The 23,057-nt window shown below is 69.5% G+C and carries 36 protein-coding genes; 35 read left to right on the forward strand and 1 reads right to left on the reverse strand.

From position 1 onward, the window contains the following. The first annotated feature begins 8 nt into the window (after positions 1-8). The 32 genes from rplC to truA all read left to right on the forward strand — a co-directional run bounded on the left by rplC (position 9) and on the right by truA (position 18,400). Positions 9-674 carry a 50S ribosomal protein L3 gene (rplC, locus tag ABZ738_RS02185; protein ID WP_131052674.1) on the forward strand — a complete coding sequence of 222 codons (666 nt, stop codon included), beginning with the start codon at positions 9-11 and terminating at the stop codon, positions 672-674. Further along, positions 671-1,321, forward strand: a complete 651-nt coding sequence (gene rplD / locus ABZ738_RS02190; RefSeq protein ID WP_131052673.1) for a 50S ribosomal protein L4 — start codon at positions 671-673, stop codon at positions 1,319-1,321. Before rplC ends, rplD begins: the two co-directional genes overlap by 4 nt. Then, positions 1,318-1,620, forward strand: coding sequence for a 50S ribosomal protein L23 (gene rplW, locus ABZ738_RS02195; RefSeq protein ID WP_093403611.1), 303 nt, complete (start codon positions 1,318-1,320; stop codon positions 1,618-1,620). The genes rplD and rplW overlap by 4 nt, the downstream gene beginning before the upstream one ends. Positions 1,621-1,632: 12 nt before the next feature. Continuing rightward, on the forward strand, positions 1,633-2,472 hold the full coding sequence (rplB, locus tag ABZ738_RS02200; RefSeq protein WP_117226254.1) for a 50S ribosomal protein L2: 840 nt from the start codon (positions 1,633-1,635) through the stop codon (positions 2,470-2,472). Between the two features lie 12 nt (positions 2,473-2,484). Next, complete coding sequence (gene rpsS, locus ABZ738_RS02205; protein ID WP_067359615.1) at positions 2,485-2,766, forward strand: 30S ribosomal protein S19; 282 nt, start codon at positions 2,485-2,487, stop codon at positions 2,764-2,766. 40 nt (positions 2,767-2,806) lie between these two features. Next, positions 2,807-3,262, forward strand: coding sequence for a 50S ribosomal protein L22 (gene rplV / locus ABZ738_RS02210; RefSeq protein ID WP_131052672.1), 456 nt, complete (start codon positions 2,807-2,809; stop codon positions 3,260-3,262). Then, positions 3,262-4,116, forward strand: a complete 855-nt coding sequence (gene rpsC / locus ABZ738_RS02215) for a 30S ribosomal protein S3 (protein WP_131052671.1) — start codon at positions 3,262-3,264, stop codon at positions 4,114-4,116. Before rplV ends, rpsC begins: the two co-directional genes overlap by 1 nt. Before the next feature lie 3 nt (positions 4,117-4,119). Beyond that, the gene (gene rplP / locus ABZ738_RS02220) at positions 4,120-4,545 is read left to right on the forward strand and encodes a 50S ribosomal protein L16 (RefSeq protein ID WP_007465292.1); all 426 of its coding nucleotides are present in this window, start codon (positions 4,120-4,122) and stop codon (positions 4,543-4,545) included. Continuing rightward, the gene (gene rpmC / locus ABZ738_RS02225) at positions 4,545-4,781 is read left to right on the forward strand and encodes a 50S ribosomal protein L29 (protein WP_007073028.1); all 237 of its coding nucleotides are present in this window, start codon (positions 4,545-4,547) and stop codon (positions 4,779-4,781) included. Before rplP ends, rpmC begins: the two co-directional genes overlap by 1 nt. After that, positions 4,778-5,056, forward strand: coding sequence for a 30S ribosomal protein S17 (gene rpsQ, locus ABZ738_RS02230; protein ID WP_111215565.1), 279 nt, complete (start codon positions 4,778-4,780; stop codon positions 5,054-5,056). The genes rpmC and rpsQ overlap by 4 nt, the downstream gene beginning before the upstream one ends. Positions 5,057-5,152: 96 nt before the next feature. Further along, a complete protein-coding gene (gene rplN, locus ABZ738_RS02235) occupies positions 5,153-5,521 on the forward strand; it encodes a 50S ribosomal protein L14 (protein ID WP_007465279.1) in 369 nt (122 codons plus the stop codon). Beyond that, positions 5,518-5,838, forward strand: coding sequence for a 50S ribosomal protein L24 (gene rplX, locus ABZ738_RS02240; RefSeq protein ID WP_018217055.1), 321 nt, complete (start codon positions 5,518-5,520; stop codon positions 5,836-5,838). The genes rplN and rplX overlap by 4 nt, the downstream gene beginning before the upstream one ends. After that, entirely contained in the window at positions 5,838-6,407 is a 570-nt protein-coding gene (gene rplE, locus ABZ738_RS02245; protein ID WP_131052670.1) for a 50S ribosomal protein L5, read from the forward strand. The genes rplX and rplE overlap by 1 nt, the downstream gene beginning before the upstream one ends. Before the next feature lies 1 nt (position 6,408). Beyond that, the gene (locus ABZ738_RS02250; protein ID WP_007073023.1) at positions 6,409-6,594 is read left to right on the forward strand and encodes a type Z 30S ribosomal protein S14; all 186 of its coding nucleotides are present in this window, start codon (positions 6,409-6,411) and stop codon (positions 6,592-6,594) included. 96 nt (positions 6,595-6,690) lie between these two features. Continuing rightward, on the forward strand, positions 6,691-7,098 hold the full coding sequence (gene rpsH, locus ABZ738_RS02255; protein WP_093403619.1) for a 30S ribosomal protein S8: 408 nt from the start codon (positions 6,691-6,693) through the stop codon (positions 7,096-7,098). Positions 7,099-7,114: 16 nt separating this feature from the next. Further along, positions 7,115-7,657 carry a 50S ribosomal protein L6 gene (gene rplF, locus ABZ738_RS02260; protein ID WP_131052669.1) on the forward strand — a complete coding sequence of 181 codons (543 nt, stop codon included), beginning with the start codon at positions 7,115-7,117 and terminating at the stop codon, positions 7,655-7,657. Positions 7,658-7,665: 8 nt separating this feature from the next. Further along, on the forward strand, positions 7,666-8,043 hold the full coding sequence (gene rplR / locus ABZ738_RS02265) for a 50S ribosomal protein L18 (RefSeq protein WP_176096016.1): 378 nt from the start codon (positions 7,666-7,668) through the stop codon (positions 8,041-8,043). Between the two features lie 34 nt (positions 8,044-8,077). Then, positions 8,078-8,692, forward strand: coding sequence for a 30S ribosomal protein S5 (gene rpsE, locus ABZ738_RS02270; RefSeq protein ID WP_119575433.1), 615 nt, complete (start codon positions 8,078-8,080; stop codon positions 8,690-8,692). Further along, positions 8,692-8,874, forward strand: coding sequence for a 50S ribosomal protein L30 (gene rpmD, locus ABZ738_RS02275; RefSeq protein ID WP_117226245.1), 183 nt, complete (start codon positions 8,692-8,694; stop codon positions 8,872-8,874). Before rpsE ends, rpmD begins: the two co-directional genes overlap by 1 nt. Continuing rightward, positions 8,874-9,317 carry a 50S ribosomal protein L15 gene (gene rplO, locus ABZ738_RS02280; protein ID WP_131052668.1) on the forward strand — a complete coding sequence of 148 codons (444 nt, stop codon included), beginning with the start codon at positions 8,874-8,876 and terminating at the stop codon, positions 9,315-9,317. Before rpmD ends, rplO begins: the two co-directional genes overlap by 1 nt. Before the next feature lie 232 nt (positions 9,318-9,549). Beyond that, positions 9,550-10,875: a preprotein translocase subunit SecY gene (gene secY / locus ABZ738_RS02285; protein WP_131052667.1), complete on the forward strand. Its 1,326-nt coding sequence runs from the start codon at positions 9,550-9,552 to the stop codon at positions 10,873-10,875. Then, positions 10,876-11,529 carry an adenylate kinase gene (locus ABZ738_RS02290; protein WP_117226242.1) on the forward strand — a complete coding sequence of 218 codons (654 nt, stop codon included), beginning with the start codon at positions 10,876-10,878 and terminating at the stop codon, positions 11,527-11,529. Positions 11,530-11,618: 89 nt separating this feature from the next. After that, a complete protein-coding gene (map, locus tag ABZ738_RS02295; protein WP_131052666.1) occupies positions 11,619-12,470 on the forward strand; it encodes a type I methionyl aminopeptidase in 852 nt (283 codons plus the stop codon). Between the two features lie 242 nt (positions 12,471-12,712). Further along, positions 12,713-13,354, forward strand: coding sequence for a DUF1707 domain-containing protein (locus ABZ738_RS02300; protein WP_357210409.1), 642 nt, complete (start codon positions 12,713-12,715; stop codon positions 13,352-13,354). A gap of 228 nt (positions 13,355-13,582) precedes the next feature. Then, entirely contained in the window at positions 13,583-13,804 is a 222-nt protein-coding gene (infA, locus tag ABZ738_RS02305) for a translation initiation factor IF-1 (protein ID WP_007073013.1), read from the forward strand. A 91-nt stretch (positions 13,805-13,895) separates the two neighbouring features. After that, on the forward strand, positions 13,896-14,009 hold the full coding sequence (rpmJ, locus tag ABZ738_RS02310) for a 50S ribosomal protein L36 (protein ID WP_012184307.1): 114 nt from the start codon (positions 13,896-13,898) through the stop codon (positions 14,007-14,009). A gap of 214 nt (positions 14,010-14,223) precedes the next feature. Beyond that, positions 14,224-14,604, forward strand: coding sequence for a 30S ribosomal protein S13 (gene rpsM / locus ABZ738_RS02315; RefSeq protein ID WP_117226239.1), 381 nt, complete (start codon positions 14,224-14,226; stop codon positions 14,602-14,604). Positions 14,605-14,737: 133 nt separating this feature from the next. Continuing rightward, positions 14,738-15,145: a 30S ribosomal protein S11 gene (gene rpsK / locus ABZ738_RS02320; RefSeq protein ID WP_007073011.1), complete on the forward strand. Its 408-nt coding sequence runs from the start codon at positions 14,738-14,740 to the stop codon at positions 15,143-15,145. 14 nt (positions 15,146-15,159) lie between these two features. Then, on the forward strand, positions 15,160-15,786 hold the full coding sequence (gene rpsD / locus ABZ738_RS02325) for a 30S ribosomal protein S4 (RefSeq protein WP_131053088.1): 627 nt from the start codon (positions 15,160-15,162) through the stop codon (positions 15,784-15,786). A 98-nt stretch (positions 15,787-15,884) separates the two neighbouring features. Further along, a complete protein-coding gene (locus ABZ738_RS02330; protein ID WP_074472529.1) occupies positions 15,885-16,907 on the forward strand; it encodes a DNA-directed RNA polymerase subunit alpha in 1,023 nt (340 codons plus the stop codon). Between the two features lie 34 nt (positions 16,908-16,941). Continuing rightward, the gene (rplQ, locus tag ABZ738_RS02335) at positions 16,942-17,502 is read left to right on the forward strand and encodes a 50S ribosomal protein L17 (RefSeq protein WP_131053089.1); all 561 of its coding nucleotides are present in this window, start codon (positions 16,942-16,944) and stop codon (positions 17,500-17,502) included. A 67-nt stretch (positions 17,503-17,569) separates the two neighbouring features. After that, positions 17,570-18,400: a tRNA pseudouridine(38-40) synthase TruA gene (gene truA / locus ABZ738_RS02340; RefSeq protein WP_131053090.1), complete on the forward strand. Its 831-nt coding sequence runs from the start codon at positions 17,570-17,572 to the stop codon at positions 18,398-18,400. A gap of 54 nt (positions 18,401-18,454) precedes the next feature. Here the strand turns inward: truA and ABZ738_RS02345 are convergent, their stop codons facing one another. Further along, positions 18,455-19,621, reverse strand: coding sequence for a hypothetical protein (locus ABZ738_RS02345; RefSeq protein WP_357210416.1), 1,167 nt, complete (start codon positions 19,619-19,621; stop codon positions 18,455-18,457). A gap of 114 nt (positions 19,622-19,735) precedes the next feature. On the opposite strand from ABZ738_RS02345, the gene ABZ738_RS02350 reads away from it, so the two are divergent. Genes ABZ738_RS02350 through ABZ738_RS02360 form a run of 3 tightly spaced genes read left to right on the forward strand, consistent with a single transcriptional unit; the run spans position 19,736 to position 23,057 of the window. Further along, on the forward strand, positions 19,736-20,341 hold the full coding sequence (locus ABZ738_RS02350; protein ID WP_131053092.1) for a methyltransferase: 606 nt from the start codon (positions 19,736-19,738) through the stop codon (positions 20,339-20,341). A 57-nt stretch (positions 20,342-20,398) separates the two neighbouring features. Beyond that, a complete protein-coding gene (locus tag ABZ738_RS02355) occupies positions 20,399-22,087 on the forward strand; it encodes an ATP-binding cassette domain-containing protein (protein WP_131053093.1) in 1,689 nt (562 codons plus the stop codon). A gap of 19 nt (positions 22,088-22,106) precedes the next feature. Beyond that, the gene (locus tag ABZ738_RS02360) at positions 22,107-23,057 is read left to right on the forward strand and encodes an aldo/keto reductase (protein ID WP_131053095.1); all 951 of its coding nucleotides are present in this window, start codon (positions 22,107-22,109) and stop codon (positions 23,055-23,057) included.

The raw sequence follows: 23,057 nt of genomic DNA on the forward strand, positions 1-23,057 counted from the left end.
CCGGACACATGGACAGGCAAGTTAAGGGGATCCTGGGCGCGAAGCTCGGCATGACCCAGGTCTGGGACAACAACAAGGTTGTCCCGGTGACCGTGGTTCAGGCCGGCCCCTGCGTCATCACCCAGGTTCGTGACGCCGACAAGGACGGCTACTCCGCGGTCCAGCTGGCGTACGGGACGATCGACCCGCGCAAGGCCAAGCAGCCGCTGCGTGGGCACTACGCCAAGGCCGACGTGGCGCCGCGCCGGCACATCGTCGAGCTGCGCACCGCCGACGCCGGCGACTACTCGCTCGGCCAGGAGGTCACGGTCGAGGAGTTCCCGGTCGGCGTCTCGATCGACGTCACCGGCAAGACCAAGGGCAAGGGCTACGCCGGCCCGATGAAGCGGCACGGCTTCCACGGTCTGCGCGCCAGCCACGGTGTCGAGCGCAAGCACCGCTCCCCGGGCTCCATCGGGGCCTGCGCCACCCCGGGTCGCGTCTTCAAGGGCACCCGGATGGCCGGCCGCATGGGCGGCGTGCGCTACACCGTGCAGAACCTGACCGTCCAGGCGGTCGACACCGAGAACAACCTCCTGCTCGTCCGCGGCGCCATCCCCGGCCCGAAGGGCGCGCTGGTCCTGGTCCGCACCGCGGCCAAGACCAAGGCGAAGAAGGGCGGTGTGGCCAAGTGACCACCGTTGACGTCCTGAACACCGAAGGCGCCAAGAGCGGCTCGGTCGAGCTGCCCGCCGACATCTTCGACGTCCAGGCCAACGTCCCGCTGATGCACCAGGTCGTGGTGGCGCAGCTGGCAGCGGCCCGGCAGGGCACGCACAAGACCAAGACCCGCGGCGAGGTCGCCGGCGGCGGCAAGAAGCCGTACAAGCAGAAGGGCACCGGTCGGGCCCGGCAGGGCTCGATCCGCGCGCCGCAGTTCGCCGGCGGTGGCGTGGTGCACGGCCCGGTGCCGCGTGACTACAGCCAGCGCACCCCCAAGAAGATGAAGGCCGCCGCGCTGCGTGGGGCCCTCTCGGACCGGGCGCGCGCCGGGCAGGTGCACGTCGTCGAGGCGTTCGTCTCGGGTGAGAAGCCGTCGACCAAGGCCGCGCTGGCCACGCTCGCGAAGCTGAGCGAGGCCCGTCGGGTGCTGGTCGTGCTGAGCAGCACCGACGAGCTGAACTGGGTGTCGCTGCGCAACGAGCCGCGGGTGCACCTGATCGAGGCCGGCCAGCTCAACACGTACGACGTGTTGGTGGCCGACGACGTGGTCTTCACCAAGGAGGCCCTGGACGAGTTCCTGGGCGTTCCCGCCGAGACCACCGAGGAGGACGGCAAGTGAGCACGATCGCCGACCCGCGCGACATCATCGTGGCGCCGGTCGTCTCGGAGAAGAGCTACAGCGAGCTGAACCGGAACTGGTACACCTTCCTGGTGCACCCGGACGCGAACAAGACCGCGATCAAGATCGCCATCGAGCAGATCTTCAACGTCCGCGTCCTGACGGTCAACACGCTCAACCGCGAGGGCAAGCGCAAGCGGACCCGTACGGGGTTCGGCAAGCGCAAGGACACCAAGCGGGCGATGGTGAAGCTGGCTGAGGGAGACCGCATCGAGGCCTTCGGCGGCCCGGTCAGCTGAGGGGTGTAGACAATGGCTATCCGTAAGTACAAGCCGACGACGCCGGGCCGGCGTGGCTCCAGCGTCGCCGACTTCGCTGAGATCACCCGGTCGACGCCCGAGAAGTCGCTGCTGGCCCCGCTGCCGAAGAAGGGTGGCCGGAACGCCCACGGGCGGATCACCGCCCGGCACCAGGGTGGCGGCCACAAGCGGCAGTACCGGCTGATCGACTTCAAGCGGGTCGACAAGGACGGCGTGCCGGCCAAGGTCGCGCACATCGAGTACGACCCGAACCGCACCGCGCGGATCGCGCTGCTGCACTACGCCGACGGCGAGAAGCGCTACATCCTCGCGCCGAAGGACCTCAAGCAGGGCGACGCGGTGGAGTCGGGCCCGGGCGCGGACATCAAGCCCGGTAACAACCTGCCGCTGCGCAACATCCCGGTCGGTACCACGATCCACAACGTGGAGCTGCGTCCGGGCGGCGGCGCCAAGCTGGCCCGCTCGGCCGGCGTCGGCATCCAGCTGCTCGGCCGGGAGGGCGCGTACGCGACCCTGCGTATGCCGTCGGGTGAGATCCGCCGCGTCGACGTGCGCTGCCGCGCCAGCGTCGGCGAGATCGGCAACGCCGACCAGTCAAACATCAACTGGGGCAAGGCCGGCCGGATGCGGTGGAAGGGCAAGCGCCCGACCGTCCGTGGTGTGGCCATGAACCCGGTCGACCACCCGCACGGTGGTGGCGAGGGCAAGACCTCCGGTGGTCGCCACCCGGTCAACCCGCAGGGTAAGCCCGAGGGCCGCACCCGTCGTAAGGGCCAGCCGAGTGACCGGCTGATCGTCCGCCGCCGCTACGCCACGCGTAAGCGCGGCTGAGGGAGATAAGACATGCCTCGCAGCCTGAAGAAGGGCCCGTTCATCGACGACCACCTGCTCAAGAAGGTGGAGACGCAGAACGAGAAGGGCTCGAAGAACGTCATCAAGACCTGGTCGCGCCGCTCCACGATCATCCCGGACATGCTCGGGCACACGATCGCGGTGCACGACGGACGTAAGCACGTCCCCGTGTTCGTGACCGAGGCGATGGTCGGGCACAAGCTCGGCGAGTTCGCGTTGACCCGTACGTTCAAGGGTCACGAGAAGGACGACCGGAAGAGCCGCCGGCGCTGACGCCGCGGGCATACGGATAGAGGATCAAGGGGTTACAGCGATGCCAGGAAAGGGCGACGCTCCGGTGCTTCCGGGCGCGCGGGCGATTGCGCGACACGTGCGCATCTCGCCGATGAAGGCGCGCCGGGTGGTCAACCTCGTCCGCGGCCTGCCCGCGAAGGAGGCGCTCACGGTGCTGCAGTTCGCGCCGCAGGCGGCGAGCGAGCAGGTGTACAAGGTGCTCGCGAGCGCGATCGCCAACGCGGAGAACAACGAGCGGCTGGACCCCGACGCGTTGCTCGTCAGCGAGGCGTTCGTGGACGAGGGCCCGACGATGAAGCGGTTCCAGCCTCGGGCTCAGGGCCGGGCGTACCGGATCCGCAAGCGCACCTGCCACATCACCGTGGCGGTCGAGGCGGTCGCGCCGGCCGCGCCGAAGAAGTCGGCGAAGAAGACGGCCCCGGCCAAGCAGACCGAACCGGCCGAGACGCAGAGCAACACGGAGGGCGCCGAGTAATGGGTCAGAAGGTTCACCCGCACGGGTTCCGGCTCGGCATCTCGACCGACTGGAAGTCCCGCTGGTTCGCGGACAAGCTCTACAAGGACTACATCGGCGAGGACGTCAAGATCCGCCGCATGATGTCCAAGGGCCTGGAGCGCGCCGGCATTTCCAAGGTCGACATCGAGCGCACCCGCGACCGGGTCCGCGTCGACATCCACACCGCCCGGCCGGGCATCGTCATCGGCCGTAAGGGTGCGGAGGCCGACCGGATCCGCGGCGAGCTGGAGAAGCTCACCGGCAAGCAGGTGCAGCTCAACATCATCGAGGTGAAGAACCCCGAGTCGGACGCGCAGCTGGTCGCCCAGGGCGTCGCCGAGCAGCTCTCCAGCCGGGTCAGCTTCCGCCGCGCGATGCGCAAGGCGATGCAGTCGGCGATGAAGAACCCGATGTGCAAGGGCATCCGGGTGCAGGTCTCGGGTCGCCTCGGCGGCGCCGAGATGAGCCGCACGGAGTTCTACCGCGAGGGTCGGGTTCCGCTGCACACGCTGCGGGCCAACATCGAGTACGGCTTCTTCGAGGCCCGTACCACCTTCGGCCGCATCGGCGTGAAGGTCTGGATCTACAAGGGCGACGCGGTGCCGGGTCGGGAGACCCCGACCGAGGCTCCGTCGCGCCCGCGCCGGGAGCGCGGTGACCGCCCCGAGCGGCCGCGTCGTGGTCGGTCCGGTTCGTCCGGCACGACCTCCGGTGGCACCGAGGCCGGCCGCGCTGCCGCGACGACCGTCGCGCAGCAGGCCGAGACGCCGAGTGGCGAGCCGGTGGACGCGTCCGCCGTCGCCGCCGCGGCAGAAACGCAGCAGGAGGGCTGACAGATGCTGATGCCGCGCAAGCCCCCGAAGGGCTTCCGCAAGCCGCACCACCCGGACCGCAGCGGCGCGTCCAAGGGCGGCAACCGGGTGGTGTTCGGCGAGTTCGGGATCCAGGCTCTTGAGCCGGCGTACGTGACCAACCGGCAGATCGAGTCGGCGCGTATCGCGATGACCCGCCACATCAAGCGTGGCGGCAAGGTCTGGATCACCATCTTCCCGGACCAGGCCCTCACCAAGAAGCCGGCCGAAACCCGGATGGGTTCCGGTAAGGGCTCGCCGGAGTGGTGGGTCGCCAACGTCAAGCCGGGGCGGGTCCTCTTCGAGATGTCCTTCCCCAACGAGCAGATCGCGCGAGAGGCGATGCGTCGCGCGATCCACAAGCTCCCGATGAAGTGCCGCATTGTTACGCGCGAAGTGGGTGAATCCTGATGGCAGCGGGCGTTAAGGCCTCCGAGCTGCGTGAGCTCTCCGAGGAGGAGCTGGTCACGAAGCTGCGCGAGGCCAAGGCGGAGCTGTTCAACCTCCGCGTGCAGGCCGCAACCGGTCAGCTGGACAACAACCGGCGGCTGCAGGTCATCCGTCGGGAGATCGCCCGGATCTACACGATCATGCGTGAGCGCGAGCTGGGGCTCTCGGCCGCGCCGACTGAGGTGACTGCTTCATGAGCGAGAACACGACCGCCACCCAGCAGCGTGGCCGCCGGAAGGTCCGTGAGGGCCTCGTGGTCAGCGACAAGATGGACAAGACCGTCGTGGTCGAGGTCGAGGACCGGGTCAAGCACGCGCTGTACGGCAAGATCATGCGCCGTACCAGCAAGCTGAAGGTCCACGACGAGCAGAACTCCGCCGGCATCGGCGACCGCGTCCTGATCATGGAGACCCGGCCGCTCTCCGCCACCAAGCGGTGGCGGCTCGTGGAGATCCTCGAGAAGGCCAAGTAGCGAAGGCTCGAGCTCGGCCGAGATCGGTCGGGCGCAGGTTCCGCCAGGCTCCGGCCGCCCCGGCGGCCGGAGAACCGGCAGACATAGGAGATAGACGTGATTCAGCAGGAGTCGCGACTGCGCGTCGCCGACAACACGGGTGCCCGGGAGATCCTGTGCATCCGGGTTCTCGGTGGCTCCGGTCGGCGCTACGCGAGCATCGGCGACGTCATCGTGGCGACCGTCAAGGACGCGATCCCGGGTGCCGGTGTCAAGAAGGGCGACGTGGTCAAGGCTGTCGTCGTCCGTACCGCCAAGGAGCGGCGGCGCCCGGACGGGTCGTACATCCGCTTCGACGAGAACGCCGCCGTCATCATCAAGGACGGTGGGGACCCGCGCGGTACCCGTATCTTCGGCCCGGTCGGTCGTGAGCTGCGGGACAAGCGGTTCATGAAGATCATTTCTCTCGCGCCGGAGGTGTTGTGACCGTGAAGGTCAAGAAGGGCGACACGGTCGTCGTCATCGCCGGCAAGGACAAGGGTGCCAAGGGCAAGGTCATCGCGGCCTACCCGCGGCAGGACAAGGTCCTGGTCGAGGGCGTGAACCGGGTCAAGAAGCACACCCGCATCAGCACCACTCAGCGTGGCGCCAAGACCGGTGGCATCGTCACCCAGGAGGCCCCGATCCACGTCTCGAACGTGATGGTCGTGGACTCCGACGGCAAGCCGACCCGCGTCGGTTACCGGATCGACGACAACGGCCAGAAGGTCCGCATCGCGCGTAGCACCGGTAAGGACCTGTGATGACCACGGCTACCGAAACCAAGACCATGCCGCGCCTCAAGGAGCGGTACCGCAACGAGATCGTGGCCCAGCTGCGCGAGCAGCACGAGTACGGCAACCCGATGCAGGTGCCGCGGCTGGTCAAGATCGTCGTGAACATGGGCGTCGGCGAGGCCGCTCGGGACGCCAAGCTCATCGACGGCGCGGTCCGCGACCTGGCCACCATCACCGGCCAGAAGCCGCAGGTCCGGCGGGCGACGAAGTCCATCGCGCAGTTCAAGCTCCGCGAGGGCATGCCGATCGGCGCGAAGGTGACCCTGCGCGGCGACCGGATGTGGGAGTTCCTGGACCGGCTGCTCTCCATCGCGCTGCCGCGTATCCGTGACTTCCGCGGCCTTGACGGGCGCAAGCTCGACGGGCACGGCAACTACACGTTCGGTCTGACCGAGCAGTCGGTGTTCCACGAGATCGACCAGGACAAGATCGATCGCCAGCGGGGCATGGACATCACGGTGGTGACCACCGCCACGACCGACGACGAGGGCCGGGCGCTGCTGAAGTTCCTGGGCTTCCCGTTCAAGGAGAACTGAGATGGCCAAGAAGGCGCTGATCCTCAAGGCGGCCGCGAAGCCGAAGTTCTCGGTTCGCGCCTACACCCGCTGCCAGCGGTGCGGGCGTCCCAAGGCGGTCTACCGCAAGTTCGGGCTCTGCCGGGTGTGCATCCGGGAGATGGCCCACCGCGGTGAGCTGCCCGGCGTGTCCAAGGCTTCCTGGTAATAGCCCGGCGCGCTTCGGCGCATCAGCTGGACTGTCTCTTCGCCGTAGGCCTGCGCGAGTCGCGGGAACCCCGGCGAGAAAGGTTGACGAGTTTTCATGACGATGACCGACCCCATCGCAGACATGCTCACGCGTCTGCGTAACGCCAACCAGGCGTACCACGACCGGGTGACGATGCCCTACTCGAAGATCAAGGCGAACATCGCCGAGGTCCTCAAGTCCGAGGGTTACATCGCCACCTGGGCGGTCGAGGAGCCCGAAGAGGGTGCCGTCGGCAAGCGACTGGTCGTCGAGCTGAAGTACGGCCAGAACCGGGAGCGGAGCCTGGCCGGTATCAAGCGCGTCTCCAAGCCCGGTCTCCGGGTGTACGCCAAGTCGGACGGGCTCCCGCGGGTGCTCGGTGGACTGGGCGTGGCGATCATTTCGACGTCCCAGGGGCTGCTCACCGACCGGCAGGCCCGCAAGCGGAGCGTTGGCGGGGAAGTCCTCGCCTTCGTCTGGTAACGGGAGACAGGTAGAAATGTCGCGAATTGGACGTAAGTCGATCCCGGTGCCCTCCGGCGTCGACGTGACGATCGACGGCCAGACCGTCAAGGTCAAGGGCCCCAAGGGCGAGCTGTCGCACACCCTGGCCACGCCGATCACGATCGAGCGGGCCGAGGACGGGCAGTTGAGCGTCAACCGCCCGAACGACGAGCGCAAGGCCAAGGAACTGCACGGCCTGAGCCGTACCCTGGTCGCCAACATGATCGTCGGGGTCACCGAGGGCTACCGCAAGAGCCTGGAGATCGCCGGTACCGGTTACCGGGTCACCGCCAAGGGCAAGGACCTGGAGTTCGCGCTCGGGTTCTCGCACCCGGTGCAGGTGCAGGCGCCCGAGGGCATCACCTTCACGGTGGAGCGGCCGACGCTGTTCCACGTGGCCGGTATCGACAAGCAGCTCGTCGGTGAGGTCGCCGCCAACATCCGGAAGATCCGCCCGCCGGAGCCCTACAAGGGCAAGGGCGTGAAGTACCAGGGCGAGGTCATCCGTCGCAAGGCTGGAAAGGCAGGTAAGAAGTGAGCGCCACGCTGCTCAAGCGCCGCCGCGGCGTCGCCGCCAAGCGTGCCGTCGGGCGTGCGCGTCGGCACTTCCGCGTCCGCAAGAACGTCAGTGGCACCGCCGAGCGTCCGCGCCTGGTGGTCACCCGTTCGCTGCGGCACATCGTGGCCCAGATCGTGGACGACACCAAGGGGCACACCCTGGCGTCGGCCTCGACGCTGGACGCCTCGGTGCGCGGCACCGAGGGCGACAAGAGCGCCCTCGCCGGCAAGGTCGGTGCCCTGCTCGCCGAGCGGGCCAAGGCCGCCGGCGTCTCCAAGGTCGTCTTCGACCGCGGTGGCAACCGGTACGCGGGGCGGGTCGCCGCGCTTGCCGACGCCGCCCGCGAAGCCGGGCTCGAGTTCTGACAATCCCCGTCACGAGAGAGAAGAGAGGCTGCTGATGCCAGGTCAACAGCGCCGTGGCGGCGGGTCCGGTGGCAACGAGGGTGGTCGCCGCGACAACCGCCGTGAGGGCGGCCGCGGAAACGCGCCCGCCGAGAAGACCCCGCACCTCGAGCGGGTCGTCGCGATCAACCGCGTCGCCAAGGTCGTGAAGGGTGGTCGTCGCTTCAGCTTCACCGCCCTCGTGATCGTCGGCGACGGCGACGGCACCGTGGGCGTGGGCTACGGAAAGGCCAAGGAGGTGCCCGCGGCGATCGCCAAGGGTGTCGAGGAGGCCAAGAAGCACTTCTTCAAGGTGCCGCGGATCGGTTCCTCGATCCCGCACCCGATCACGGGCGAGGACGCCGCCGGTGTGGTGCTGCTCAAGCCGGCCTCGGCCGGTACGGGTGTCATCGCCGGTGGTCCGGTCCGTGCCGTGCTGGAGTGCGCGGGCATCCACGACGTGCTCTCCAAGAGCCTCGGATCGTCGAACCCGATCAACATCGTGCACGCCACCGTGGCGGCCCTGAAGGGGCTGGAGTCCCCGGAGGCTGTCGCGGCGCGTCGAGGCCTGCCGGTGGAGGACGTCGCTCCGGCCGCCATGCTGGCCTCGCGGGCGGAGGTGGCTTCCTGATGGCACGTCTCAAGGTCACCCAGCTCCGGTCCGACATCGGGACCAAGCACAACCAGCGTGAGTCGCTGCGGTCGCTCGGTCTCAAGCGGATCAACGACGTGGTGGTCAAGGAGGACCGGCCCGAGATTCGCGGGATGATCTTCAAGGTGAGCCACCTCGTGAAGGTCGAGGAGGTCGAGTAATGACGATCAAGGTCCATCACCTGCGCCCGGCGCCGGGAGCCAAGACCGCCAAGACCCGTGTGGGTCGCGGTGAGGGCTCCAAGGGCAAGACCGCCGGTCGGGGTACCAAGGGTTCGAAGGCCCGGAAGAACATCCCGGCGGCGTTCGAGGGTGGGCAGATGCCCATCCACATGCGCCTGCCGAAGCTGAAGGGCTTCAAGAACAAGTTCAAGGTGGTCTTCCAGGTGGTCAACCTGGACCGCCTGGCCGAACTGTTCCCCAACGGCGGTCAGGTCGGCCCGGCCGAGCTGGTCGAGGCGGGCGCGGTCCGCAAGGGTCACCCGGTCAAGGTTCTCGGCACCGGGGACCTCGGCAACGTGTCGCTCCAGGTCACGGCGCATGCGTTCAGTGCGTCGGCCAAGGAGAAGATCGCTGCCGCCGGTGGTTCGGTCACCGAGCTGTAAGCAGCACGAACGATGGCGCCCGCCAGTTGATCCCAGCTGGCGGGCGCCATGGTCTCCACAGGGCCTGTGCGCCCGGTAATATCGGATTCGGTTTATGTAGCCGGGCACATCTGCCCGGACGGGGATCGGGCTGTTAGAGTCCCTTCCCAGCCATGGATATCGGGCACCTGCCCGGCACCCACCCCAAACCGCCAGGGACGACCGGCGGCCCGCCTCGCGCAGGAGGAAGAAGTTGCTGTCCGCCTTTCTCAGTGCGTTCCGTACGCCTGACCTGCGCAAGAAGCTGCTGTTCACAGTAGGCATCATCGCGATCTACCGGCTCGGCGCGACGCTGCCCAGCCCAGGCGTGTCATACGGCAACGTCCAGCAGTGCCTCGACACCATCGACGGCTCGACCGGGGTTCTGAACCTGCTCGACCTCTTCTCCGGTGGCGCACTGCTCCAGCTCTCGGTCTTCGCGCTGGGCATCATGCCCTACATCACCGCGTCGATCATCCTGCAGCTGCTGACGGTGGTGATCCCGCGGCTCGAGCAGCTCCGTAAGGAGGGCCAGGCCGGTCAGGCGAAGATCACCCAGTACACCCGGTACCTGACACTGGGCCTGGGTGTCCTGCAGGCGTCCGCGTTCGTCGCGCTGGCCCGCTCCGGACAGCTCTTCAACAACCAGTGCGACCAGTTCCCGATCATCCCTGAGGGCACCGGCATCCCGGACTGGCTGACGCTGTCCATGCTGGTGATGACGATGACCGCCGGTACCGGCGTGGTCATGTGGCTGGGCGAGCTGATCACCGACCGCGGCGTCGGCAACGGCATGTCGGTGCTGATCTTCACCTCGATCGCCGCCCGCCTCCCCAGCGAGGGCTGGCGCATCAAGGAGAGCCAGGGCTGGGCCAAGTTCTTCCTCGTCATCGCCCTGGTCCTGGTGGTCATCACCGCGGTCACGTTCATCGAGCAGGCCCAGCGCCGGATCCCGGTGCAGTACGCCAAGCGGATGATCGGCCGGCGGATGTACGGCGGCACGTCGACCTACATCCCGCTGAAGGTCAACCAGGCGGGTGTCATCCCGGTCATCTTCGGTTCGTCGCTGCTCTACCTGCCCCAGTTGGCGCTGCAGTTCTTCGACCAGAACGACCCGGGTCAGACGCAGGCGTGGATCCAGAACAACCTGGTCGACCCGACCAGCCCGATCTACATCGCGGTCTACTTCCTGCTGATCATCTTCTTCACGTACTTCTACGTCTCGATCACGTTCAACCCGACCGAGGTCGCGGACAACATGAAGAAGTACGGCGGCTTCGTGCCGGGCATCCGCCCCGGCAAGCCGACCGCCGACTACCTGGACTTCATCCTCAGCCGGATCACGCTGCCGGGGGCGCTGTACCTCGCGATCATCTCGATCCTGCCGAACTTCTTCTTCATCTGGCTGGACCGGCAGCAGTACCTCAACTTCCCGTTCGGCGGTACCGCTGTGCTGATCATGGTCGGTGTGGCTCTCGAAACCAGCAAGCAGATCGAGAGCCAACTGATGCAGCGGAACTACGAAGGGTTCCTGCGGTAGATGAGACTGGTTCTGGTTGGCCCGCCCGGCGCGGGTAAGGGAACGCAGGCGGAGTTCATCGCTGCGCACGTCTCCGTGCCGAAGATCTCGACCGGTGACATCTTCCGTGCCAACGTGTCGCAGGGCACCCCGCTCGGGGTCGAGGCCAAGCGCTACATGGACGCCGGCAAGTTGGTCCCGGACGAGGTCACCATCAACATGGTGCGGGACCGGCTCGCCGAGCCGGACGCCTCCGAGGGCTTCCTGCTCGACGGGTTCCCGCGGACCACTCCGCAGGCCGCCGCGCTGGACAAGCTCCTCGCCGACCTCGGCACCGCGCTGGACGTCGTACTGGAGCTGGTGGTCGACGACGACGAGGTGATCCGGCGGCTCTCCGGCCGGCGCACCTGCCGGGGCTGCGGCAAGATCTGGCACGTCGAGTTCGACCCGACCAGTCGGGACGGCATCTGCGACCGCTGCGGTGCCGAGCTGTTCCAGCGCGACGACGACAAGCCGGAGACCATCGCCGCCCGCCTGCGCGAGTACGCGGAGAAGACCGCGCCGTTGGTGGACTACTACGGCGCCCAGGGCAAGCTGGTCGGGATCGACGCCACCGGGCCGGTGGAGGACGTCACGGTCCGCGCGATCGACGCCCTGCGGTCCTACGGCGGCTGAGCTCGGCGTCATCGCCGGCCGGATAGAGTGCGAACAGCGGGGTACGCCCGGCGTGCCCCGCTGGTTCGGCAACGAAAGGTAGCGCCCCGATGCGTCGTCCCCAGCTGGACATCCAGCTGAAGACCCCCGAGCAGATCGAGAAGATGCGTGCCGCCGGGCTGGTGGTCGCCGAGGCGTTACGCCGGATGCGCGAGGCGGTGGCCCCCGGGGTCAGCACCGCCGACCTGGACGCGATCGCCGAGTCGACCATCCGCGAGGCTGGCGCGACTCCGTCGTTCAAGGGTTACCACGGCTTCCCGGCGTCGATCTGCTCCTCGGTCAACGAGCAGATCGTGCACGCGATCCCGTCGCCGGACCAGGTCCTCGCCGAGGGCGACCTGATCTCGATCGACTGCGGTGCGGTGCTCGACGGCTGGCACGGCGACGCGGCCATCACCGTCGGGGTGGGCGAGGTCGACCCGGCCCTGCTGCGGATGGCGACGGTGGCCGAGGACGCGATGTGGGCCGGTATCGCCGCCGCCGCCCGGGGTGCGGCCAGCGGCAAGGGCCGGCTGACCGACATCTCCCACGCGGTGGAGAACGCGGTGCGCAAGGGCGGCCGGTACGGCATCGTCGACGGCTACGGCGGCCACGGCATCGGCACCGAGATGCACCAGGACCCGCACGTGCTCAACCACGGGCGGCCGGGCAAGGGGCCGCGGCTGGTGCAGGGCATGGCGCTGGCCATCGAGCCCATGATCACGATGGGGTCGCCGCGTACCGCCGAACTGGCCGACGGCTGGACCGTGGTCACCCGCGACGGGTCGCGTGCGGCACACGTCGAGCACACCATGGCTCTGTTGCCGGACGGGGTCTGGGTGCTGACCGCCCAGGACGGCGGTCGAGCCCGCCTCGGTGAGCTGGTCACCGCCCGCCAGCCCGCCGCCTCGTCGGCCGGCTGAGTCGCCGAATCCCGGCATCCGGCCGACCGGCCGTTCGCATCCCAGGCGCTCGGCGCGGAGCCGTCGTGGCGGCGGCTCGGCAGCATCCGGCCACGAGGCATGTGACGTTCGACACGAGCGGCTCGTCGCGCTCACTGTCGGTGACCAGAACCGGGGCGAGCCGGTCGGTGTCGGCATGACGGTGGGGCAGGCCGCACGGCGTCGGTTAGTCGGGCTGGCGGCACGATGGCATGCTTGCCGACATGGACGGGCAGGACGGGATGCGGGCAGCGAACTCCGACCGGCAGGCCGTCGCCGAACGGCTCCGGGAGGCACTCGACGAGGGCCGGCTCGACCTGCACGAGTACGACGACCGGCTACAGCGGGCCTATGCGGCCCGGACGTACGCGGAACTCGACGCACTGGTGGGCGACCTGCCCGGGGCGGTGCCGGCCCGGCAGGAGGCCGACGCGCCGGTGTTGCCCGACGGCGGGCGGGGCGTGACCGCCCGTTGGCTCGTCGAGGTCTGGGAGCCCTGGCTCAAGGCCGTCGGGATCGTCATCGCGATCTGGGCGGTCACCTCGTTCGCCGCCCGCGACCTGGTGTACTTCTGGCCCATCTGGGTGGCCGGGCCGTGGGGCGCGGTGCAGGTGGTGCGTACCGTCACCGGGCTGAGTACCGGCGAGCCGCAGCGCTGGGCGGCGCAGCAGGAACGCCGTCGGCAGCGGAAGGCGGAGAAGAAGGCCCGCAAGCGGGAGCGTGCCGCGCTCGCCGCCGAGCAGCCCGACGCGATCACCGCCACGGCGGCCGACGCGCCGTCGTCGCCGGGGCAGCCCTCGGCGTCGGCTGGCGGGCCCGTCACGCCGGCGGGGGCGGACCGGGCGGAGCGTGACGCGGCGGGCTGAACGCCGGCTTTGTCCACCCCGTCGGCGTACTCGGGCCGGTCGGTTTGGCGACGGCGTGCAGGCGGGCGTACACTTTCTGATCGGCGCACAGCGTCCACTCCGCCATGCCCACCAGCGCTTCGGTGGGACGCGGAGCCGCGGCTGGCGCGGGAAATCTGATCTTGATCAGTCACCCGTGTAAGACGTTGTGGGCCGTCCGGAGTAGTCGACGTCAGGACAGCGGAGGACATGCCGAAAAAAGACGGAGCCATCGAGATCGAAGGTCGGGTCATCGAGCCCCTGCCGAACGCCATGTTCCGGGTGGAGCTCGCCAACGGCCACAAGGTCCTGGCTCACATCAGCGGCAAGATGCGGCAGCACTACATCCGCATCCTGCCGGAGGACCGGGTCGTCGTCGAACTCTCGCCGTACGACCTGACTCGCGGGCGCATCGTCTACCGCTACAAGTAAGCCTGACGGCGGCCCGGAATCGTCCCGTGTCCGTCTTCGACGTCCGGTGTCGCGCCTCGTGGCGCCGGGCCAGATGGGAAGTAAGGCAACCGTGAAGGTCAAGCCGAGCGTCAAGAGGATCTGCAACAAGTGCCGGGTTATCCGCCGGCACGGCCGGGTCATGGTGATCTGCACCGACCCGCGCCACAAGCAGCGCCAGGGCTGAACCCAGCCCACACATCACACATGCTCGTCCCAGCCGCGAGCGGTGCGCAGCGCGTACTTTCTCGTGGTTGACCCCCGGTCGGAGGCCGGGGCCCGCTCGGGCAGCGACCATCCCGGTCGCCGGCGCACGTCGCGCCGGAAGGACGGGACGGCCGCGTAGCGGGGTGGGACGGGACCACACCTCCGGCAGAAGACCACAAGGAGTACGCCCGCAGATGGCACGTCTAGTCGGCGTGGATCTCCCCCGCGAGAAGCGGCTGGAGATTGCGCTCACCTACATCTTCGGCGTGGGTCGTACCCGCGCTCTGGAGACGCTCGCCGCCACCGGCATCTCGCCGGACAAGCGCGCCCGGGACCTCACGGACGAGGAGCTGGTCCAGCTCCGTGACCACATCGAGGCCAACTACAAGGTAGAAGGCGACCTGCGCCGCGAGGTCGCCGCTGACATCCGTCGCAAGGTCGAGATCGGCTGCTACGCGGGTATCCGGCACCGCCGGGGACTGCCCGTCCGTGGCCAGCGGACGCGTACGAACGCGCGTACCCGCAAGGGCCCGAAGCGGACGGTCGCCGGCAAGAAGAAGCCCGGCAAGAAGTAGTAGTTCCTCAACCGGAATTCTGGTCCTTCTCCGCCGAGGTCGGCCGGACTCCCACCGGAGCCGGTGTCTACGGAAGTAGCGGGGCGAGAGACCGGAACCCGATCGAGAACCAAAAACAGGAGCGCACAGACTTATGCCACCGAAGGCTCGTGCCGGAGCCGCTGTCAAGAAGGTCCGGCGCAAGGAACGCAAGAACGTCGCCCACGGGCAGGCGCATATCAAGAGCACCTTCAACAACACCATCGTGTCCATCACGGACCCGACCGGTGCCGTCATCTCGTGGGCCTCCGCCGGCCAGGTCGGCTTCAAGGGCTCGCGCAAGTCGACTCCGTTCGCCGCGCAGCTGGCCGCCGAGGCCGCCGCGCGTCGGGCCATGGAGCACGGCATGCGCAAGGTCGACGTGTTCGTCAAGGGTCCCGGCTCCGGCCGGGAGACCGCCATCCGTTCGCTGCAGGCGGTGGGTCTGGAGGTCGGGCAGATCTCCGACGTCACCCCGCAGCCGCACAACGGGTGCCGTCCGCCGAAGCGTCGTCGGGTCTGAGAGGTTAGAGAGAGATGGCTCGTTACACCGGTGCTGACTGCCGCCGTTGCCGGCGGGAGAAGATGAAGCTGTTCCTCAAGGGCAGCAAGTGCGATGGTCCGAAGTGCCCGTTCGAGTCCCGGCCGTTCCCGCCCGGGCAGCACGGCCGCGGTCGGACCAAGGAGACGGAGTACCTGCTCCAGCTCCGTGAGAAGCAGAAGGCCCGCCGGGTCTACGGCGTGCTGGAGAAGCAGTTCCGCGGTTACTACGAGGAGGCCGTGGCCAAGCAGGCCAAGACCGGTGAGGTCCTCCTGCAGATCCTCGAGTCGCGGCTGGACAACGTGGTCTACCGGGCCGGCTACGCCAAGTCCCGGGACATGGCCCGCCAGCTGGTCAAGCACGGCCACTTCATGGTGAACGGCAAGAAGGTCGACATCCCGTCGTACCGCGTCAAGGAGCACGACATCATCGAGGTTCGGGTGAAGAGCAAGGAGCTCACCCCGTTCATCGTGGCGCAGGCCGAGGCCGGCTCCAAGACGGTTCCGGCGTGGCTCGAGGCCATTCCGAGCCAGATGAAGGTGCTCGTGCACTCGCTCCCGGCCCGCCAGGTGATCGACACCCAGGTCCAGGAGCAGCTGATCGTCGAGCTCTACTCCAAGTAAGGGCTCGTTGCGGTGGCCCGCCCGGCGACGGGCGGGCCACCGGAACACGTTGTGTCGTGGACGTCATATAGCGGGCGTCCCGGAAGAGAAGAGAAAACATGCTCATCAGCCAGCGACCGTCTCTCTCCGAAGAGTCGATCAACGAGACCCGGTCCCGGTTCACCATCGAGCCGCTGGAGCCGGGCTTCGGCTACACCCTGGGCAACTCGCTGCGGCGTACGCTGCTGTCCTCCATCCCCGGTGCGGCGGTCACCTCGATCAAGATCGACGGTGTCCTGCACGAGTTCACCACGATCCCCGGGGTCAAGGAGGACGTGGTCGAGCTCGTCATGAACATCAAGGAGCTCTGCGTCAGCTCCGAGCACGACGAGCCGGTCAGCATGTACCTGCGCAAGCAGGGCCCGGGCGACGTGACCGCCGGTGACATCCAGCCGCCGGCCGGTGTCTCGGTGCACAACCCGGACCTGAAGCTCGCCACCCTCAACGGCAAGGGCCGGCTCGACATGGAGCTGACCGTCGAGCGGGGTCGGGGCTACGTCACGGCGGCGCAGAACAAGCAGGCGGGTGCGGAGATCGGCCGGATCCCGGTCGACTCGATCTACTCGCCGGTGCTCAAGGTGACGTACCGCGTCGAGGCGACCCGTGTCGAGCAGCGGACCGACTTCGACCGGCTGATCATCGACGTCGAGACCAAGCCGTCGATGGGCCCGCGTACCGCGCTGGCCTCGGCCGGTTCGACGCTGGTGGAGCTCTTCGGGCTGGCCCGGGAGCTGGACGAGACGGCGGAGGGCATCGACATCGGCCCGTCGCCGCAGGACGCGCAGCTGGCGGCGGACCTGGCCCTGCCGATCGAGGAGCTGGACCTGACCGTCCGCTCCTACAACTGCCTCAAGCGCGAGGGCATCAACTCCGTTGGTGAGCTCATCGGGCGTACCGAGGCCGACCTCCTCGACATCCGCAACTTCGGCCAGAAGTCGATCGACGAGGTCAAGATGAAGCTCGCCGGAATGGGTCTGGGGCTGAAGGACTCGGCTCCGAACTTCGACCCGGCGCATGTCGTGGACACCTTCGGCGAGGCCGACTACGACACCGACGACTACCGCGAGACCGAGCAGCTCTAGTCCGCGCTGCCGCCACACCTGAGGAGCACCAAGCATGCCCACGCCCACCAAGGGCCCCCGCCTCGGCGGCAGCCCCGCGCACGAGCGGCTGATGCTGGCCAACCTGGCCACCTCGCTGTTCCAGCACGGCAAGATCAAGACCACCGAGACCAAGGCCCGGCGGCTGCGTCCGCTCGCCGAGCAGCTGATCACCAAGGCCAAGCGGGGCGACCTCGCGTCGCGTCGGCGGGTGCTGACCGTGGTCAAGGACAAGGACGTGGTCTACGCCCTGTTCGATCAGATCGCGCCGCGGTACGCCAACCGCAACGGTGGCTACACCCGGATCGTGAAGACCGGTCCGCGCAAGGGCGACGCCGCGCCGATGGCGATCATCGAGCTGGTCGAGGAGCTTCAGGTCGCCGAGCCGAAGGTGAACCAGAAGACCGCCGCCCGCAAGGCCGCGCAGCAGGACAAGGTCGAGGCGCTGGCCCCGGCCGACGAGGCCCCGGAGAACCGGTCGGCCGACCAGGACGCCGAGCCGCCGGTGTCGGCGTCCGGTGACACCGCCGCTGCCCGCGAGGACAGCGACCTGGCCACCGAGGAAGGCAAGGCCTGATTCAGGCCGTCGTCGGGCCCGGCATCCCCTCGGGGGTGCCGGGCCCGACCCGTCGAGGAGGTACGACGTGGAGGAGCGCACCCGGCTGCGGCTGGAGGTCGCGTACGACGGGACCGGCTTCTCGGGGTGGGCCGCCCAGCCGGAGCGGCGCACGGTCGCCGGTGTGCTGGTCGAGGCGTTGGACCTGGTGCTCGGGGCCGGTGTCGCGGCCGGGCTGACGGTTGCCGGGCGCACCGACGCCGGGGTGCACGCCACCGGGCAGGTCTGCCACGTCGACCTGCCCGACGAGGTGTGGCGGGTGCAGGAGAGCCGTCTGCTGCGTCGGCTGGCCCGGCTGCTGCCGGGTGACGTCCGGGTACGGGCGATGAGTGTGGTGCCGGACAGCTTCGACGCCCGCTTCTCGGCGACCTTCCGGCGCTACGAGTACCGGGTCACCGACGCGCCCTGGGGCGCCGAGCCGCTGCGCCGGCACGAGATCCTGGGCTGGCCGCGTGCGCTCGACGTCGACCGGCTCGCCGCCACGGCGGCCGGGCTGGTGGGGGAACACGACTTCGCCGCGTACTGCCGGCGGAAGGAGAACGCCACCACGCTGCGGGAGGTGACCCGGCTGGACTGGCGGCGCGAGGCCGACGGCGTCCTGGTCGCCACCGTGCAGGCCGACGCGTTCTGCCAGGCGATGGTGCGCAGCCTGGTCGGCGCGATGCTGGTCGCCGGGGACGGGCGCCGGCCGGTCGAGTGGCCGGCCGGCCTGTTGACCCGGCGGGAGCGGTCCAGCGAGGTCACGGTGGCACCGGCGCACGGACTGACCCTGGTGGCGGTCGGCTATCCCGACGATCCAGCCGAGTACGCCCGCCGGGCCGAGGCCACCCGTCGGCTGCGGGTGCCGGCGGAGACCTGAGCCGTGGTGACCCGAGCCGTGGTGGCCTGAGCCGTGGTGGCCTGAGCCGCCTCCTCAGTTCCCGGTGTCAGGGTCCTGGTCGCCGGTGTCGTCGGTGGGCGTCGGGTCGGGCTGGGTGGCCGTACCGCCGGCCGCCCGCCGTTCCAGCACGTCGCGGTTGAGGTGCATCTCCAGCATGTCGAAGAGGATCTCGCGGACCGTGGTGTCGGCGGAACGGACCACCGCCCCGTCCGTGCGGGTCACCACCGCGTAGGCGAGGTAGTGGCCGCGTACCTGCCAGCCGACGCGGGCGGGCGCGGAGGTGACGACGTCGGTCCCGTCGCCGGCCGACATGCCCCGGAACCGACCCTGCCGCGCGTCGAGCGCCTGCCGGATGCGGTCCCTGGCACGTTCGGCGCTGCTCCGGTCGGTCAGGTTGAACAGCCCGGTGGTGACCAGGTGCTCGCCGTCGGGCGTGCGCAGCGTGGCCCGGACCACCTGGTTGCAGCCGAGCAGGGTCAGCGACTCGGCGACCTCGCCGGTGGCCGCGACCGCGCAGCTCGCGCTGGACTGGGTCCGCAGCACCTCGTAGCCGGCGGTGCTGCCGTCGATCGTCAGGGTGCTGGCCGGGAAGACCTCGCGGGCGGTCAGCGGCGCGGAGTCGGTGTCCCGGGAGTCCAGGTCGCTGGCGGCGTCCTCGGTGTCCTGGGTGTTCTGCGGCTCGGAGGTGGGTGCCGCCTGCTGGCCGATGAACTGCCCACCGTCCATCAGGGCGCCGGCGGTGAGGCCGCAGAGCCCGAGCAGGACGAGTGCGGCGGCACCACCGATCAGCACCTGCCAGGTGCGGTTGCCGCCGGTGCGGGGCGGCGGTGCACTCACCGGTGTGGACGGTGGGGCGGCGGCCGAGGTCGGCTCGTAGCCGGTGAGGGAGGTCTGCGCCGGTGCGGCGGTGCTCGACGCGTACACACCGGAGGGCAGGACCAGGTCGGTCTCCGGCGGGTAGGGCGCCGGTGGGTCGATCGGCTCCGGTGGCGTGACCAGCTCGGGCGGGGGCGGCGGATCCGTGGCGGAGCCCGCTGTCGCCGAGGGCAGCAGGATCTGGTTGGGGCGCGTCAGCGACGGTGTGGGAAAGCGCGACGGGGAGGGGCCGCCCGGGCGGCGGTCGTCGCCGGCCGGGACTACCTCGGCGTCGTCGTCGCCGTACTGGAGGTATGCGTCCTCATCAGAGTCGTACCGGTACATGGTGACCAGAGTAAGGATTTTTACCCCATTAGTGGGCATTTTGCCGGATGTGCGGGAGGCACTGCCTACTCCCGTCGGTCCGGCCCGTTCCGGCTCGGTGCGAGAATGGCCGGCGTGACCGGGGACCACTACTTCACCGCCGAACCGAGCACGCCCGGCCAGGCGCGCGAGGTGCAGTTCAGCGTCGCCGGCCGCGACTACGCCCTGGCGTCGGCGGGCGGGGTGTTCTCCGCCACCCGACTGGACCCCGGCACCGCCGTGCTGCTGCGCAAGGCCCAACTGCCGACCCCGGCGGCCGTCGGACCGCTGCTGGACCTCGGCTCCGGGTTCGGGCCGATCGCCTGCGTCCTGGCCAGCGTCGCACCACAGGCGACCGTCTGGGCGGTGGACGTCAACGAGCGGGCCCGGGAGCTGACCGCCGGGAACGCGCAACGGCTCGGTGTCGCGGATCGGCTGCGGGTGGCCACCCCCGAGGAGGTGCCGGCAGACCTCCACTTCGCGGAGATCTGGTCCAACCCGCCGATCCGGATCGGCAAGGAGGATCTGCACCAGTTGCTCGGCCGTTGGTTGCCGCGACTGGCCCCGGACGGGGTGGCCTGGCTCGTGGTGGCCCGCCACCTCGGCGGCGACTCGCTGCAACGCTGGCTGGTCGAGCAGGGCTGGCGGGTCGAGCGGCACGCCAGTCAGAAGGGCTTCCGGGTGCTTCGCGTCACCCGCTGACCGCCGGGACACGACTAATCGGTTGGCCGCCCGGCCCGGCTCCGGCAGGATGCCGGCGTGGGATACGTCGACGTGGCAGCGGCCGGACACGTACTACCGGACGGTCGTGAACTCTTCACCGACGTGTCGTTCCGGGTCGGTGAGGGTGCCAAGGTGGCGCTGGTCGGGCCGAACGGCGCCGGCAAGACCACTCTGCTGCGGATGGTCGCCGGTGACCTGCCGGTCCGCACCGGCACCATCGCGCGGGCCGGTGGACTGGGAGTGATGCGCCAGTTCATCGGCATGATCGGCGACGACTCGACGCTTGCCGACCTGGCCCTGTCCCTGGCCCCGCCACCCCTGCGCGACGCGGGACACCGGCTGACCGAGACCGAGGCCGCCATGCGCGCGGCCGAGCTGCGCGGCAAGTACAGCACCGCCGCCGGCAAGGCCCAGCTCGCGTACGCGGACGCGCTGGCCGCCTGGGGCGAGACCGGTGGGTACGACGCCGAGGTGCTCTTCGACACCGTCGCCACCATCGTGCTCGACCTGCCCTGGGAGACCGCCCGGCAGCGTCCGGTCCGCACCCTCTCCGGTGGACAGCAGAAGCGTTTCGCGCTCGAACTGCTGCTGCGAGGCCCGGAGGAGGTGCTGCTGCTCGACGAGCCGGACAACTTCCTCGACGTGCCCGGCAAGCGCTGGCTGGAGGCGCGGCTGCGGGAGTCCACCAAGTCGGTGCTCTACGTCTCGCACGACCGCGAACTGTTGGCGCACACCGCCGACCGGGTGGTCGCGGTGGAGGGCGGCAGCGCCTGGGTGCACCCGGGCGGTTTCGCCAGTTGGCACGAGGCCCGGGTGGCCCGTCACGCCCGCCTCGACGAACTGCGCAAACGGTGGGACGAGGAGCACCACAAGCTGCGCGAGCAGATGCTGATGTACAAGCAGAAGGCGGCGTACAACTCGGACATGGCCTCCCGGTACCAGTCGGCGCAGACCCGGTTGCGCAAGTTCGAGGAGGCCGGCCCGCCGCCCGTACCGCCGAAGGACCAGGACATCCGGATGCGGCTGGCCGGCGGCCGGACCGGCAAGCGGGCGCTCGTCTGCGAACAGCTCGAGATCGACGGCCTGACCTACCCGTTCGACCTGGAGGTCTGGTATGGCGACCGGGTGGCGGTGCTGGGCGCCAACGGCACCGGCAAGTCCCACTTCCTGCGCCTGCTGGCCCGAGGGGGCACCGATCCGGACCCGGCCAACGGCCCGGTCGACGGGGCGGCGGCGCTCGCGCCGGTGGCGCACGACGGGACGGCCCGGCTCGGCGCGCGGGTGCGTCCCGGGCACTTCTCGCAGACCCACGACCGGCCGGAGCTGATGGCGAAGACGCTGGCCGAGATCCTGTGGCGGGGCGACGAGCACCGCGCCGGCATGGACCGGCACGCGGCCATGGCCGCGCTCAGCCGGTACGAGCTCGCCGGGCAGGGCGACCAGCGCTTCGGCACGCTCTCCGGCGGCCAGCAGGCCCGTTTCCTGGTGCTGCTGCTGGAGTTGTCCGGGGCGACCCTGCTGCTGCTCGACGAGCCGACGGACAACCTCGACCTGGCCTCGGCCGAGGCGTTGGAGGCCGGGCTGGCCGCGTTCTCCGGCACGGTGCTGGCGGTCACCCACGACCGCTGGTTCACCCGGACCTTCGACCGCTTCCTGCTCTTCCGTGGTGACGGTGAGGTGGTGGAGACGCCGGAGCCGGTGTGGGAGGTCGGACGATCGACATAGGGTTGATCTCGTGACTGAGATGACCTATCGCCGGTTGGGCGACTCCGGGCTCGTGGTGTCCGTCGTGGGGATCGGCTGCAACAACTTCGGCCGCAAACTCGACCTGGACGGCACCCGCGCGGTGGTCGACGCCGCCCTCGACGTCGGGATCAACTTCTTCGACACCGCCGACATCTACGGCGAGCCGCACGGCGCGTCGGAGGCTCAGCTCGGCGCGGCCCTCAAGGGCCGTCGCGACGACGTGGTGATCGGGACCAAGTTCGGCATGTCGATGGGGGGTGGCAACGGGCGGGACTTCAGCGTGCGCGGCTCGCGGCGGTACGTCATCCGGGCGGTGGAGGCGTCGCTGCGCCGCCTGGACACCGACTACATCGACCTGTACCAGTTCCACGAGCCCGACCCGGGCACCCCGATCGAGGAGACGCTCACCGCCCTGGACGATCTCGTCCGTGCCGGCAAGGTGCGCTACCTGGGCAACTCGAACTTCGCGGGCTGGCAGATCGCGGACGCCGACTGGACGGCGAAGACCCGGGGGACCGCCCGCTTCGTCAGCGCCCAGAACCACTACAGCCTGCTCAACCGGGACGCCGAGATCGAGGTGCTGCCCGCCTGCGAGCGGTTCGGCCTCGGCATGCTGCCGTTCTTCCCGCTGGCCAACGGGCTGCTCACCGGCAAGTACAAGCGTGGTGAGGCCCCGCCGGCCGGTAGCCGCCTCGCCGGTGGCGGCCGGTACGCCCAGCGGCTCGCCGCCGCCGACTGGGACACCATCGAGGGCATCGAGGCGTACGCCGCCGAGCGGGGCGTGTCGATGCTGCACGTGGCGATCGGCGGGCTGGCCGCCCAGCCGGCGGTGACCTCCGTCATCGCCGGAGCCACCACGCCCGACCAGGTACGCGCCAACGCCGAGGCGGGCAACTGGCAGCCGGGTGAGGCGGACCTCACGGCGCTGCGCGCGGTGCTCGACCGGTAG

It is taken from the genome of Micromonospora sp. NPDC047793, assembly GCF_040642635.1.
In the GTDB taxonomy this organism is placed as follows: domain Bacteria; phylum Actinomycetota; class Actinomycetes; order Mycobacteriales; family Micromonosporaceae; genus Micromonospora.

Bases quoted from the DNA above. Each gene is read 5' to 3' on its own strand.
- rplC (WP_131052674.1), top strand. From the start codon at position 9: ATGGACAGGCAAGTTAAGGGGATCCTGGGCGCGAAGCTCGGCATGACC.
- rplB (WP_117226254.1), top strand. From the start codon at position 1,633: ATGGCTATCCGTAAGTACAAGCCGACGACGCCGGGCCGGCGTGGCTCC.
- rpsS (WP_067359615.1), top strand. From the start codon at position 2,485: ATGCCTCGCAGCCTGAAGAAGGGCCCGTTCATCGACGACCACCTGCTC.
- rplV (WP_131052672.1), top strand. From the start codon at position 2,807: ATGCCAGGAAAGGGCGACGCTCCGGTGCTTCCGGGCGCGCGGGCGATT.
- rpsC (WP_131052671.1), top strand. From the start codon at position 3,262: ATGGGTCAGAAGGTTCACCCGCACGGGTTCCGGCTCGGCATCTCGACC.
- rplP (WP_007465292.1), top strand. From the start codon at position 4,120: ATGCTGATGCCGCGCAAGCCCCCGAAGGGCTTCCGCAAGCCGCACCAC.
- rpmC (WP_007073028.1), top strand. From the start codon at position 4,545: ATGGCAGCGGGCGTTAAGGCCTCCGAGCTGCGTGAGCTCTCCGAGGAG.
- rpsQ (WP_111215565.1), top strand. From the start codon at position 4,778: ATGAGCGAGAACACGACCGCCACCCAGCAGCGTGGCCGCCGGAAGGTC.
- rplE (WP_131052670.1), top strand. From the start codon at position 5,838: ATGACCACGGCTACCGAAACCAAGACCATGCCGCGCCTCAAGGAGCGG.
- ABZ738_RS02250 (WP_007073023.1), top strand. From the start codon at position 6,409: ATGGCCAAGAAGGCGCTGATCCTCAAGGCGGCCGCGAAGCCGAAGTTC.
- rpsH (WP_093403619.1), top strand. From the start codon at position 6,691: ATGACGATGACCGACCCCATCGCAGACATGCTCACGCGTCTGCGTAAC.
- rplF (WP_131052669.1), top strand. From the start codon at position 7,115: ATGTCGCGAATTGGACGTAAGTCGATCCCGGTGCCCTCCGGCGTCGAC.
- rpsE (WP_119575433.1), top strand. From the start codon at position 8,078: ATGCCAGGTCAACAGCGCCGTGGCGGCGGGTCCGGTGGCAACGAGGGT.
- rpmD (WP_117226245.1), top strand. From the start codon at position 8,692: ATGGCACGTCTCAAGGTCACCCAGCTCCGGTCCGACATCGGGACCAAG.
- rplO (WP_131052668.1), top strand. From the start codon at position 8,874: ATGACGATCAAGGTCCATCACCTGCGCCCGGCGCCGGGAGCCAAGACC.
- ABZ738_RS02290 (WP_117226242.1), top strand. From the start codon at position 10,876: ATGAGACTGGTTCTGGTTGGCCCGCCCGGCGCGGGTAAGGGAACGCAG.
- map (WP_131052666.1), top strand. From the start codon at position 11,619: ATGCGTCGTCCCCAGCTGGACATCCAGCTGAAGACCCCCGAGCAGATC.
- ABZ738_RS02300 (WP_357210409.1), top strand. From the start codon at position 12,713: ATGGACGGGCAGGACGGGATGCGGGCAGCGAACTCCGACCGGCAGGCC.
- infA (WP_007073013.1), top strand. From the start codon at position 13,583: ATGCCGAAAAAAGACGGAGCCATCGAGATCGAAGGTCGGGTCATCGAG.
- rpsM (WP_117226239.1), top strand. From the start codon at position 14,224: ATGGCACGTCTAGTCGGCGTGGATCTCCCCCGCGAGAAGCGGCTGGAG.
- rpsK (WP_007073011.1), top strand. From the start codon at position 14,738: ATGCCACCGAAGGCTCGTGCCGGAGCCGCTGTCAAGAAGGTCCGGCGC.
- rpsD (WP_131053088.1), top strand. From the start codon at position 15,160: ATGGCTCGTTACACCGGTGCTGACTGCCGCCGTTGCCGGCGGGAGAAG.
- ABZ738_RS02330 (WP_074472529.1), top strand. From the start codon at position 15,885: ATGCTCATCAGCCAGCGACCGTCTCTCTCCGAAGAGTCGATCAACGAG.
- rplQ (WP_131053089.1), top strand. From the start codon at position 16,942: ATGCCCACGCCCACCAAGGGCCCCCGCCTCGGCGGCAGCCCCGCGCAC.
- ABZ738_RS02345 (WP_357210416.1), bottom strand. From the start codon at position 19,621: ATGTACCGGTACGACTCTGATGAGGACGCATACCTCCAGTACGGCGAC.
- ABZ738_RS02360 (WP_131053095.1), top strand. From the start codon at position 22,107: ATGACCTATCGCCGGTTGGGCGACTCCGGGCTCGTGGTGTCCGTCGTG.